We start from the raw sequence: 13,641 nt of genomic DNA, 5'->3' as shown, positions 1-13,641 counted from the left end.
ACAGCCCCAACCTAGCACCAATTGCGAAAATCGCAAACAGTCGATACGGTGGAGCGGTCGAACTGGAACGAAGGGTGTGGGACAGATGCCGAAGGTGCCTGAGCCAGGACAGGTCGTCACCGTTCGCGGGTCGACCTGGGCGGTCACCGAGGTCAGACCGCAAGGCTTACCCCGCAGCCCAGCCGACGAAGGTGCCGCGCGGCTGACGCATGTCGTGCAACTGCAATCTCTCGAAGAAGACCGCCTCGGCGAAGAACTGGCTGTCGTGTGGGAACTCGAGGTCGGCCACTCCGTGGCACCGCCACAACAGTTGCCCGAGACGATCACCGCGACCGGATTCGATGACCCGAACACGCTCGCCGCGTTCGTCGACGCGGTGCGCTGGGGTGCGGTGACCTCCGCCGACGCGAACTCCTACCAAGCCCCGTTCCGAAGTGGCGCGAACATCGAGGCCTACCAGCTCGAGCCATTGAGCCGCGCGCTGCAATCCTCACGAACGAACCTGCTGTTGGCCGACGACGTCGGCCTTGGCAAAACCATCGAGGCGGGCCTGGTTATCCAGGAACTGCTGCTGCGCCATCGCGCACGCTCGGTGATGGTGGTGTGCCCACCGAGCCTGTCCGTGAAGTGGCGAGACGAGATGCGGGACAAGTTCGGCCTGGACTTCGTCATCGTCAACAGCGAACTCATCGCCCAGGTACGTCGCAGCCATGGCCTCAACGCGAACCCGTTTCGTCTGTTTCCCCGCGTCATCGTCAGCATGGCGTGGTTGCCGTCGCTGCGGGCACAGCGGTTACTGCGCGAAATCTATGCCGATGTCCGCGATTCGGGCAGCGCGCGACGCTACGCCTTCGACGCGCTCATCGTCGACGAAGCCCACCATGTCGCCCCAGCGAGCCCCACCCCGGTCGGCGGTCGACGTGGCTACGCGATCGACAGCAAACGCACCATCGCGACCCGAGCATTGGCGCAACGCTGCGAGCACCGTCTATTCCTGTCCGCGACGCCCCATAACGGCTACTCCGAATCGTTCACCGCGCTGCTCGAGATGATCGATGGGCGCCGGTTCACCCGTGGCGCCACCCTCGACGAGCGTGCCTTGCGCGACATCATCGTCCGCCGACTCAAGACCGACATCACCAGCTTGGATTTCAAAACCCGTGTGCTACGGAACATCCCGTTCACGCCAGCGGAGATCGAACAGGAGAAGTTCAGCCTGCTCGAACGCATCTTGTCCGACAGCGCCCGCAAGAACGGTCGAGCGGGTCAGTCCGCTGACATCGTCGCGATGCTGTTGAAGAAGCGGTTCCTTTCCAGCCCATGGTCCTTCGCCAAGACCTTGGAGCTCTACGACAAGTCCGCCGCCACCGGTCGGTTGCCGGAGATCCCCGAAGACGACGCCGAATACTTCCAAGAGGTCCTGTCCCTCGGCCAGTCCGACGAGGAAGAAGGCGAGCAGGACCAGCCAGAGTTCGACACCCTGCGCAAGAGCAAGGGCTCGGACCCGCTCATCGCGGCCACCCCGGCCGAGATCGCCGGCCTGGTCGCGTGGGGCAGCGGCTACGAACACCGTCCCGACTCGAAATTGACCGCGCTGATCGATTTCCTTGACGCCATCTGCCGCCCGGACGGCAAGAACTGGACCAATGAGCGCGTTGTTGTCTTCACCGAGTACGCCGCGACGCTGAGCTGGATCGCGGGCGTCCTCGACCAGAAGGGCTATCGCGGCCGGGTCGCGGTCATTCAAGGCTCGACCCCCGCCGAGGACCGCGAGACGGTGCGGCAACAGTTCACCGACGATCCATCGAAGTTCCCGGTGCGGGTACTGCTGGCCACCGACTCCGCCGGTGAAGGCATCGACCTGCAAGATCAGTGCCACCGCCTGGTGAACTACGACGTGCCGTTCAACCCGTCCAGGCTCGAACAGCGTATCGGCCGCATCGACCGATACGGCCAACGCGAGCAGCCTGAAATCTTCCACTTCGCCCCTGACGCCGATTCCGCCACCTACGCCGCCGACCTCGATTTCATGCGTCGTATCGCCGAGAAGGTCGGCAATGCCCGCCAAGACCTCGGCAAAATGAACCAGGTAGTGGCCGCCGAGGTGCAGGACCGGTACAGCCCGAGCACAAGACGTCGTGCCAAAGCCGCGGCGGACAGCGGTGACGAAGCGATCTCTCGCGCCCTCGCGGGCGAACGCCGACTTGGTGCCAGACTCACCGAACTGGCTCAGCGGTACCCGCAGATCAAATCCAGAATGCACCTCACTCCTGCCAATGCCCGCCGCGTCGTAGACACCGCACTCGAGCACACGAAACAGCCACTTTTGATCGAGGTCGGCGATGACCGGACCGACGCCCAGGTCTTCGAGGTCCCGGCCTTGGGCCCGGCGTGGCAGCCCGCGCTGCGGGGACTGACCACGGCGCTCGAACCCGACGTCCTCCGACCGATCACCTTCGACGATGACGCCGCCAAAGGCCGCAAAGACCTCGTGCACATCCACCTGGGGCACGCGCTCTTGCAGCGGTCGGCACGCATTCTGCGTGGCGCGCTCTTCGGCGTCGATTCCCCGGTCAACCGGGTCACCGCTGTCGTCGTCGAGGATCTGCCACAGTCGTGTGTCGCCGCGGTCTCACGTCTGGTCCTGGTCGGCCGGGGCGGGCTACGCCTGCATGAGGAGGTATTCCTCACCGGTGTCCGGCTGCGCGGGCGCGCGATGGCCGAAACCAAGGTCGAAGACGTTCTCGACGAAGCACTCGATGCCGAGAACCTCACGCTGGCAAGCGAAGACGTGCGGGTGGCGCTGGCCGAGTTGTGGAATACCGAGGGCTCGCGGATGCGTGGGCAACTCTTGGACGCGATCAACACTCGCGCTCATGCCCGCCAGAAGCGCGTCGCGGAAGCGCTACGCACCCGCGAGAACGATGACATCGCCCGCGCTCGGCAGATCTTCGCGAACTTCCGCTCCACCCTGACCGAGTCCGCGCAGCGCCTCATCGGCGAAATCCAAGCCGAGGAAGATCTGATGACCCTGGACATGCCTGAGATCGTCCGCGACCAGCAACGCCAGCGACGCCAAGACCTGCGCACGATGGAAGACCGCCGAGCAAGTCTCGCCGACGAGGAACGCCGCGAAGTCGAGGCCATCCGGGACCGTTACCGCGACATCGAGCCACACGTGTCGGCCGCCGCTGTGGTGTTCGCGCTCACGCCCGCCGACGCCGAGCCGGGAGCCCTGCGATGACCACCAAGTCCAGGCGCAAGCCGCCGACCAGTACCGACCTTCACCGAGGCTGGCTCGAACTCGTCGACGCCGAGGGCCCGTTCCTCTCCGTGCCCGCCGTCAAACGAGTGTGGCCGCAAGGCATGCCCCCGTTGACCGCCGACCGTAAAGCCGTACTCGCCGAAGCGAAACCCGCGTTCGAGAAAGCTTGGGAGAACTGGGACACCCACCGCGACGAGTCGGCGCTGGACCTCTACCGCGCCGAACGCGACACCTGGGTCGACACGGTCCTGCGCGAGGTCGTCGGCTGGTCGGGGAGTTACGACACCGGACGCACCTACACCGTCCGCTCTCCCGACCACCGCGTCATCGTCACTGCTGCCGGTGCGCTGGTCCACGGCGACCTCGTTGGCGCGTTGGTTCTCGTTGTCGACCCGGTCGATTCGCTGCGCGATCCCGGCCTCGACGGCTGGTCCGACAGTGCGATCGACCGCATGACTCACCTGTTGCGCGAGGCAGGTGTGGAGATCGGCGTGGTCACCGACGGCCGTTGGTGGGGCGTCGTGTGCGCCCGCCCGCAGGCATCTGTCGCCTCTGGAATCGTCGACGCGCACACCTGGATCGAGGAACCAGCGACCCGCAACGCGTTCTTCGCGCTGCTCGCCCGTCGCCAGCTCGTCGCCGGGGTTGCCCAGGACCGGTTGCCGAATCTGTTCGCCGAATCGGTGAAATCCGCCGAGGAAATCACTGAGGCCCTCGGCACCCAGGTCCGCCAGGCCGTCGAACTACTCGTCCAAGCCCTCTCCGAATCGGCGCTGACCGTCGTCGAACGCGGCGAACCCGACCCGCTCCCCGCCGATCGTAGCGCGGTATACGAGGCCGCCGTCACGATGATGATGCGCGTGGTCTTCCTCTTGTTCGCCGAGCAACGGCAACTGCTGCCAGAGAGCGAATTATTCACTCGCGGTTACGGTCTCAGCGAGGAACTCGACCTGCTCGACGCCCGCGCTCGCGACGAGGGGACCGAAGCCCTCGACGCCACCCATCTGACCTGGCATCGACTGCTCGCCACATCAACGGCGTTGTATCAAGGTGCCACCTTCGAGGACATGCGGATTCCGTCCTACGGCGGCTCGCTCTTCGACCCGAACCGGTTCGAGTTCCTCACCGCGCGCGACGAGCGGGGTTTGCTCATCGCGGTGAGCGACCGGGTCATGTTGGCTGTGCTGGCTTCGGTCCAGGTCGCCACCGTCAAGGGTGTTGCGAGCCGAATCTCATTCCGCGACATCGATGTTGAACAGATCGGGTACATCTACGAAGGATTGCTCGGCTATTCCTGCGCCGACGTCAACGAGGTGACCGTCGGGCTGATCGGCAAGGCGGGGCATGAGCCCGAGATCCCGCTGAGCGTCCTCGAGTCCCTCGCCATAGGCAGCCCGGCCCCGGCGAAAATGGCTACCGCCCTGATCGCCTGGACAAAAGCTCACCAACAAGCTGCGGTCAGTCCCACCGCCGCCGCTCTCGCCAAGGCGATCCAAGCAGGCGCCGCGGTCGCTGACGCCGACCGCGCGTTGCGTGCGGTCACCACCGACGCCGAGTTGCGGGATCGGTTACGTCCTTTCGTCGGTGTCATTCGACGTGACTTGCGTGACCGTCCTTTCGTCGTCCACCCCGGCGGCGTTCTCGTCGTGGAAACCGCGTCCCGCGCCTCGGCTGGCGCCCACTACACACCAAGGGATCTCGCCGAAGAGGTCGTGCGCTACGCGCTCGAGCCGCTGGTCTATTCCCCTGGGCCGCATCAAACCGCCGACCAGGACAAATGGAAACCCCTGTCGTCAGATCAGATCCTGCGGTTGAAAGTCGCCGACATCGCCTGCGGCTCCGGCGCGTTCCTCGTCGCCGCCGCACGCTACCTCGCCAAACGACTGCTCGAGACATGGGAACGGGAGGGCTCCGCAACCGGACATGACCTGCGGACCAAAGCCATCCGGCATGTGGTGGCCTCGTGCCTGTACGGCGCCGACATCAACGCCATGGCCGTGGAGATGTGCAAGCTGTCGCTGTGGCTGGTGTCGTTGGACCCGAAACTGCCGTTCTCATTCGTCGACGACAAGATCTTCCATGGCAACGCGCTCTTGGGGCTGACCAGCGTCGAGCAGTTGAAACACCAGCACATCTACCCCGATGCCACGCAGTTGATGTTCTCCGATATCGACGTCGACGATCGACTTCGCGAAGTGGCCGCAATACGACGAGATCTCGCGCACGAAGTCAGCGTCACTGACCCACAGCGTTCCGCGACGGCCAAACGGCGGCAGCTGCTGCGAACTCAGGAGTTGACCCGCGAGCTTGCCGATATCGCTGATGGTGTGGTGGCGGCGGGGCTGCGTTTCGGAGGTAAGCCGGGGAAGGCCCTCACGGAGGCCTACGAGAGCCTTCGACTGGCAGTTGGTCAGGCGTACCCAGCCGACGGTGACGATGCGGATCGGACTGCGCTTGACGAGATTCAGGCAGCAGGGCTGACGCCTTCGGTGAAGACCGACTATGTGCGGTGGAAGCCGTTGCACTGGATTCTGGCCGTCCCGGATGTCTTCGACCACGGCGGGTTTGACGCGATCGTGGGGAATCCTCCGTTCCTCGGTAGCTACAAGCTCACCGGGACCATGGGCACCGAAGTCCGGGACTGGTTCGTGAACGTCCTCGCCGGGGGGCAACGCGGCAACGCGGACATCGTCGCCTACTTCCTTATACGCGCTGCGTCTCTGCTCACGCCACGCGGCAACCTCGGCCTGATCGCAACAAATACCATTGCCCAAGGTGATACCCGAGGAGTCGGTCTCGACACCATCGTCGCCGACGATGTGACAATCACCCGGGCAATTCAAAGCCGCGTGTGGCCCTCAGCCAGCGCTGATTTGAAGTTCGCCGCAGTGTGGGGCACCAGGGAAACCATTGGTGACGACATTCCTCGAATCGCCGACGGCATCACCGCCCGACGGATCTCGACCATGCTGGAACCCGCCGGCCGCGTAGACGGAAACCCGGTGCGACTGGCTGAAAACAGCAGGATGGCGTTTAAGGGGTGCGATGTCCTCGGCATGGGTTTCGTGTTGGAACCCGACGAGGCGGCGGACTGGATTGCCGCAGAGCCGGAAAGCAGCACGGTACTCTTTCCCTTCCTCAACGGTGAAGACCTCAACTCGCGGCCAGATGCTTCCGCATCTCGATGGGTAATCGACTTCAATACCCGACCCGAGGCCGAAGCGGCGAGATTCAACCTGCCGTTCGAGCGAGTTTCAAACCGAGTGAAACCAGAGCGGATGACCAACAACCGCAAGGTCTACCGCGACTACTGGTGGCAATTCGGCGAAAAGCGCCCGGCTATGAGGAAAGCCATTGCAGGGTTAGACGAAGTGATCGTAATCGCGCAGACCAGCAAGACCCTCATGCCTAGCCGCATTACCACCCACCAAGTGGTCAGCAACAGCGTAATTGTCTTCGCAACAGACTCATTCGCGCTGCAAGCGTTGTTGGCATCGGACATTCACCAGGTCTGGGTACTAACCTACGGCCCCACAATGCGAACCGTTCGCTATATGCCCTCCGACGTCTTCGATACCTTTCCCCGTCCGGCTCCCACCGATCTCCTCCATGCTGTCGGTCGAACCCTCGACTCTGAGCGCCGTGAGATGATGCTCCGCCGCGACCTCGGTCTCACCAAGCTCTACAACCTCGCCAACGACCCCGACATAACCTCCGACCCGGACATCACCCGTCTGCGCGAGATCCACGTCGAACTGGACCATGCGGTGCTGGCGGCCTACGGCTGGGACGACGTCCCCCTCGACCATGGCTTCCACACCTACCGGAACATGCTGCGCTGGACGGTTTCCCCCACTGCACGGGTTGAGATCTTGGACCGCCTCCTTGAGGAAAACCACCGCCGCGCCGCCATTCAGGGCGAAGCCCCACCCGCTGACGAGAAGGACGACGAATGACCGCCCCCTACCTCCTCGCCCGCGACCCCGACGGCCGATCAGTCACCGCTCGGGAGAACCTCGCCGACATCCTTGAACGCGAACTTCTCGGCCCAGCGGGCGGTCCGAACGAGATCCTCGCTGGTCCGCCCGACTCCGCGTACCTGATCGGCCGGATCGCGCCGGCCCGCCTCACAGACCGAGGCTGGGACGAGGACCCCGCGACCGACGTCGGTGACGAACTCGACGCGCTCGAGAGTCGTGGCGTCCCGCTCACGGCGGTGGACGATGCGGCGGCTACCGCCGAGGAGGACACGGTCGAGGACGGCCCGCAACGTCGTGGCCTGATCATCCCCGCTTCGATGGGATTGCGGCTGCAAATCCCCATGGATCTCGCATCGTTCACCGTGACGGCGTCGTGGGGCACCTACGAGGCGCTGCCTACCGAGGTCGATGACGACGGTAAGCGAACGGCTCCTCGATTCCAGCGGACGCCGATCACGATCGATACGGTCATCAACGTCACGAATTTGGTCCCGAAGGAGACCACCGCATTCCACCTGCGCGACACCGTGGTGCTGCGGGTCGACCGCTACGACGACCCCGAGCGTGGTCGCCGATTGATCGAGATCGCCCTGTGCAACGACGCGGAGACGCCAGGCAAGATCCCCATCAACGCATGGCTGTTCCAGACCAAGCTCGCCGTCACCGCAGGCGGCGACGAGGTGTTCCTTCCTATCCGCGATCTGCTGCTCGAGGACGACGACGAGTTCGACGACGAGCTGCGGTTGCTGAACCTGCAATACCGTGACCGGCTCGAGTTCGCGGTCGGCCGAACGTGTTCGGTGGATTGGGATGTCGCCCAGGGTTCGCGGCGCGCGCGATCGGTGTGGACGACGTGGCTGCCGACCTGCCAAACCCCGCAGACCAGGGCCGAGGAGATCGCGGCCGCGCTGCTGGACATGGAGCAGCTCGCGACCGCCGGAATCGATGAGCTGCGGGCAGGGTTGGAGCCGATCGTGACAGGCTACGCGGCGTGGCTCGACGGCGAGCAGACCGCGGCGGAGCAGATGCCCGAACACCTGCGAGCGGACGCGCTCGAAGCCGTCGCTGAGGCACGTAATGTGCACGCCCAATTGCGGACTGGGCTACAGCACCTGCTCGATGACGCCGAAGCGCTGCGGTGCTTCCGCTTCATGAACACGGTCATGGCTTCCCAGCGCATCCAATCCCAGGTGGCCGAACGCCGCGCACAGCACCCAGAGGAATCGATCGCACAAGCCCGTGAGAAGGTCAAAGACAAAGGACCGCTGGCACATTCGTGGCGCACCTTTCAGTTGGCCTTCATTCTGATGCAGCTGCCGATGTTGACCGACCCCGGCGCGGACCGGCGCTCGAGCGAGCTGGCGAAAGCGCAGCTGCTGTTCTTCCCGACCGGCGGCGGCAAGACCGAGGCCTACCTCGGTTTGGCGGCCTACACCTTCGCGATCAGGCGACGTCAAGGCAGGCTCGAAACCCTCGAAGGCCCGCTCGAGGGTGGCGGCGGCGTTGCCGTGCTGATGCGGTACACGCTCAGACTGCTGACCGCACAACAGTTTCAGCGTGCGACAGCAATGGTGTGCGCGGCGGAGATGGCCCGGCGCGCCGATGCGGCCACGTGGGGGTCTGAGCCGTTCCGGATTGGCCTGTGGGTAGGTACCGACGTCAGCCCGAAGCGGTTCGAAGAGGCCGAAACCCAGTTGAAGAAGGTGAACGAGGGGCGCGGTCACCGTTTGACCGTGCTGCAGATCCAACGCTGCCCGTGGTGTGGCGATCGGATCACCGCTCGCGACATCCATCCCGACCCCACACAGCAGCGGGTGTTCGTGTACTGCGGCGACGAGCTCAGCGACTGCCCGTTCTCCAAGGGCGGTGCCGCCGAGGACGGTTTGCCCGTGTTGACCGTGGATGAGGAGATCTACCGCCTCGCGCCGGCGTTCGTGATCGCGACCGTCGACAAGTTCGCGCGGCTCGCCCGCGAGGGTGAGGCTGCCTCGCTGTTCGGATACGTCAGGCAACGGTGCGACCTGCACGGCTATGTGCACACCGACTACGCGGGTTGCGTGATCAAGGACAGCAGCAAGCATCCCGGCTCGGGGGCGACCATCCGACCGGCGACCCGGTTACGTCCGCCGGACCTGATCATCCAGGACGAGTTGCACTTGATCACGGGCGCATTGGGCACAACGGTCGGGTTGTTCGAGGCCGGGATCGACGTGGTCTCGTCGTGGCGCACCGCCGACGGCCGCCCGGTGCAGCCGCTGGTTGTCGCCTCGACCGCGACCGCCCGCAATGCCGCCGACCAGGTAAAGGCGATCTATGGCCGTGACGTGACGATCTTCCCGCCCCAGGTGCTCGACGCGGGGCGCACCTACTTCTCCAAGGAGATCCCGATCGATGACGAGAACCCTGGTCGTCGCTACATCGGCATTTCCACCACTGGTGTCCGATTGACAACCGCGGAGATCCGCGTCGCGGAGATCCTGATGGCCGCGGGGCAACTGCTGCTCGATCGGTCGGGAGCCGCGGCCGACCCGTACATGACGCTGGTCGGGTATTTCAGCGCGACCCGCGAATTGGCCGGTATGAAGCGCTATCTCGACGACGACGTGCAAGATCTGCTCGCCAAGGGGCGCCCGTGGTCACGCGGCCTGCCCAAGCGCTACGGGACCATCGGCCAGCTCAATATCACCGAGCTCACCGCCCGAGTCGCTGGCGCGAACATCACCCAAACCCTCGATGAGATGGCGATTCCGTTCGATCCGGACATCGATAGCTCGGGTGCCGTGCACACCAAACGACGGCCACGCCAGCCATTCGACGCGGTACTCGCCACGTCGATGCTGCAGGTCGGAGTCGACGTGACTCGGCTCGGGTTGATGATGGTCGTCGGTCAACCGAAGAACACCGCCGAGTACATCCAGGCGTCCTCGCGCGTGGGGCGAGACAACAATCGACCGGGTTTGGTCGTCACGCTGGGGAATTGGGCTCGACCACGTGATCTCGCGCATTACGAGCAGTTCCGTCACTACCACGAGACCTTCTACGCCAAGGTCGAAGCCTTGTCTGTCACGCCGTACTCGATGACCTCGATACTGCGGGGCATCGACGGCGTTCTTGTCAGCGCTGCTCGCGTCCTGCAGGCAGGGAAGGCAGGTGGCCTGTCGGAGGAGACCGGCGCCGGCCGGATCGAGGCAGAACAGAAGTTCGTCGACAACCTGATCGAGGCCCTAGTGGCGCGCATGGGCCGGGCAGCGCGCAGCGAAGACGCTACCCAGTCCGCCCAAGAACGGCTCACCATGCGCCGCGACCTGTGGCTCAAACGCCGAGCGCAAGTCGTGGAGCAGATGCAGACCTTGGTCTACGAACGCGTCGGGAAATCCACCTCGGCGCCGCTGATCATCAGCCCTGAGCACGGCAAGGCCCTCGCCGACAACCGCGACGTGCAGCCCTTCGTCGTCGCGAATTCCATGCGTGAGGTGCAGCCCGAGATCAACCTGCTCGTCAGCCCGATCGAAGGGAACCTGTACTACCAAGCTCCGTTGACCGCACCGAAATGGGTAATGCCCGAGGCCAACGAGAAGGACGCCAAGTGAGCATCGACGCCGACTACCTCTACGACCCGAGTCAGGCCGTCGCGCCGCTGGATGACGCGGACAAGCTCAAAGCCAAAGGCACCAAACACAATCGCGCCAAGGTCGGTTCCGCACGACCGTCCTCGCTGCTCTACACCTACGGTCCCGGCGCGGTGATGGACCTGCCGAACTTCACAATCATGCCGACCGGACTCGATGATTGGGACCGGATCTACGACCGTCGCGACGGTTCCCGCACCATTCACGCTCCTCGCCTGCGCGAAGCCGTGGCCAAGTTGATGAAGTCACGTGACGTTGAATTGCGGCCGCATCCTTGGCAAGCGCAAAAGCTCGCCATGTCCACCGAAGGCAACGATCTCGGTGTGCCCGCTCGGGTCTTCCCGCAGTGGCTGCGCTGCACCGGCTGCGACCTTCTCGGTCCGTTGACCTTGTTCAAATACCACAACACGCACCCATTTCGGTCCGACCAGGCCGCGTTCGAACACACCGGCTGCACCGGGCGCAAGGGCACCCGCAAGGCCAAGGGCCGCGATGCTGTCGCCGCCCGCTACCTGCTGGCCTGTGCCGACGGCCACCTCGACGAATTCCCCTACAACGAATGGGTGCACCGAGGAAGGCCATGCACGGAGGCGGAAGTGCCTCGGTTGAAGATGCCGACCCGCACCGCGGGCAAGGGCGCGGCGGCCAGCATCGACTGCACCGCGTGCGGCAAGACCCGCAGCATGAGCGAAGCGCAGGGGGCAGCCGGGCGTGAGAAGCTGCCGAAGTGCCGTGGCAGGCACCCGCACCTGGACGCGTTCGAGAAGTGCGGCGCCGAGACCCGGCTGATGCTGATCGGCGCATCCAACCTCTGGTTCCCGGTAACCCAGTCGGTGGTCGTGATGCCGGTGACCTCGCCGGAGGAGCACTACCGAGACCTGGCGACCCTCCTGCGGATCGCGTTGGGCTCCAATCTGGCCAAGTTCCACGGCAATGTCGACGTGTTGAAAGCGCTCATCGAGCAGTCGGTGCCAGCGGCGTTCGCCCTGTCGGATGACGAGTTCGCCGCTGTCGTCGAACTGGCCGACAAGGCGCCTGAGGACGCCGACGACCAAACGCGCGAGTGGGACCCCATCCAACTTCTCGTCCCAGAATGGAAGTATCTGCTCAACGACGCGTACGCCAATGGCCAACGCGACGAAGTCAGCGGCCTCACCCTCGCCCGACGTGATCGTGGGAAGACGTTGCCACCACAGATCACCCGAGTGCTGGCCGTGGAATCACTGCGCAAGGTCAACGCCCTGCTCGGCTTCACCCGCATCGACGAATTGGACCGGGTCGACGACGTCGACCGACGCTTCGTCCCGATCGCTCGCGCGGCCAGACCGAAATGGACTGTCGCCACCGAGGACCTCGGTGAAGGCATCTTCCTGCAACTCGACGAGGACGCTGTCACCGCATGGGAGAAGCGGACGTACGGCAGCAAGGTCTGGAAAGCACATACGGCGGCCCACAAACTCAACTTCGAACGCCGTCATTCCGACACCGCCGCCGACGTCCACCACGAAAGCCGGCTCAAGCCGCCGCGCTACTGGCTCGTCCACGGCCTCGCCCACATCCTCATCCGCGAGTTGGCAATGACGTGCGGCTACAACGCCGCCAGCCTGAGTGAACGCCTCTACGCCTGGCAAGCCAGCCCCGAACGCCCGGCCGCCGCAGGACTTCTCATCTGTACCACCGCCTCCGACAGCGACGGCACCCTCGGCGGCCTCGTCGAGCAAAGCCGACCAGCGTTGCTCGAGCGGGTCGTCACCAACGCGCTACGCCGCGCGATGCGCTGCCCGTCAGATCCGATCTGCTCCAACCGGACACCCCGTCCGCCAGAGGACTTCCTCCACGGCGCCGCCTGCCATTGCTGCGTCATGGCATCGGAAACCTCGTGTGAACGCGCCAACCGGTTCCTCGACCGCCGGTTCCTCATCGACCTACCGGGGAGCACCCTTGGATTCTTCCAACTCCCCCGCTGAGATCGCCCGTCTGCTGGGCCGCTACCTCACCGGCACCGAAGCCAAGGACATCGCCGACCGACTCGCCGCCGGCGCGACCATCCGCACCGCCCTCACCGCACTCACGGTCGACCGCCGCCCCGAAGCCACCACATTGCTCCGGCAGCTGGACCCGTCACAATCAGTCGCGGTCTTGCGCGGCATACAGGGAGCCCGATCGACGGTAACCAAGCTCGGCCAGCTCTGGACCATGCCCGGTCCGCTGGCCGACACCGGCCGACTCACCCCATCGATCGTCGAGTATGTCGACGGCGCCCACAACTCCGTGATCTGCTCGACCTTCAACTTCCAACGATCATCGGGGCTGTGGGATGCACTACGCCGCGCCGCTGGTCGCCCGTCGGTGCACGTGAAGGTGTACATGGACGCGCGGGCCGCCGACCGAGCGCCGAAATCGAGATCTCCGACGACGAAGGAAGTCGCCCGCCACCTCGCCCCAGCAATCGTTTTCCGCACCAAGGACTACGACGGCCGCTACGTCACCAACCACGCCAAATTCATCGCCATCGACCACCGCATACTGCTGGTCACCAGCGCCAACTTCTCCCACAGTGCCGAACATCACAACATCGAGTTCGGCTTGATCGTGGAGAACCCCACGCTGACCGAAGCTATTGAGCAGCAACTCCGATCGGCTGAGCAAACTGTGTACGAACGCGTCTGAAATGCGAACGAACTCACGTAGTCGGTCGGAGGCGCTTCGGACTTGCTCGACACACCTCATAGTTCCACTCGGCATATGGGAAGACCGGCGGAATCTC

5 protein-coding genes are annotated in these 13,641 nt (G+C 64.6%); all 5 read left to right on the top strand.

Going from position 1 to position 13,641, the window contains the following annotated elements:
- The first annotated feature begins 85 nt into the window (after window positions 1-85).
- Genes drmD through drmC form a run of 5 tightly spaced genes read left to right on the top strand, consistent with a single transcriptional unit; the run spans window position 86 to window position 13,544 of the window.
- On the top strand, window positions 86-3,244 hold the full coding sequence (gene drmD / locus ACWEVR_RS13660; protein WP_452467190.1) for a DISARM system SNF2-like helicase DrmD: 3,159 nt from the start codon (window positions 86-88) through the stop codon (window positions 3,242-3,244).
- Complete coding sequence (locus ACWEVR_RS13655; RefSeq protein ID WP_452467189.1) at window positions 3,241-7,221, top strand: Eco57I restriction-modification methylase domain-containing protein; 3,981 nt, start codon at window positions 3,241-3,243, stop codon at window positions 7,219-7,221. The genes drmD and ACWEVR_RS13655 overlap by 4 nt, the downstream gene beginning before the upstream one ends.
- Window positions 7,218-10,835: a DISARM system helicase DrmA gene (gene drmA / locus ACWEVR_RS13650; protein ID WP_452467188.1), complete on the top strand. Its 3,618-nt coding sequence runs from the start codon at window positions 7,218-7,220 to the stop codon at window positions 10,833-10,835. The genes ACWEVR_RS13655 and drmA overlap by 4 nt, the downstream gene beginning before the upstream one ends.
- Window positions 10,832-12,841, top strand: coding sequence for a DrmB family protein (gene drmB, locus ACWEVR_RS13645; RefSeq protein WP_452467187.1), 2,010 nt, complete (start codon window positions 10,832-10,834; stop codon window positions 12,839-12,841). The genes drmA and drmB overlap by 4 nt, the downstream gene beginning before the upstream one ends.
- Window positions 12,816-13,544: a DISARM system phospholipase D-like protein DrmC gene (drmC, locus tag ACWEVR_RS13640; RefSeq protein ID WP_452467186.1), complete on the top strand. Its 729-nt coding sequence runs from the start codon at window positions 12,816-12,818 to the stop codon at window positions 13,542-13,544. The genes drmB and drmC overlap by 26 nt, the downstream gene beginning before the upstream one ends.
- Window positions 13,545-13,641: the final 97 nt, after the last annotated feature.

This window comes from Nocardia sp. NPDC003979, assembly GCF_053605015.1.
Note: the sequence above shows the minus strand (reverse complement) of the source record. Positions and strands in the feature narration are given on the sequence as shown.

Coding starts and splice junctions, on each gene's coding strand:
- drmD (WP_452467190.1), top strand. CDS start 86: ATGCCGAAGGTGCCTGAGCCAGGACAGGTCGTCACCGTTCGCGGGTCG.
- ACWEVR_RS13655 (WP_452467189.1), top strand. CDS start 3,241: ATGACCACCAAGTCCAGGCGCAAGCCGCCGACCAGTACCGACCTTCAC.
- drmA (WP_452467188.1), top strand. CDS start 7,218: ATGACCGCCCCCTACCTCCTCGCCCGCGACCCCGACGGCCGATCAGTC.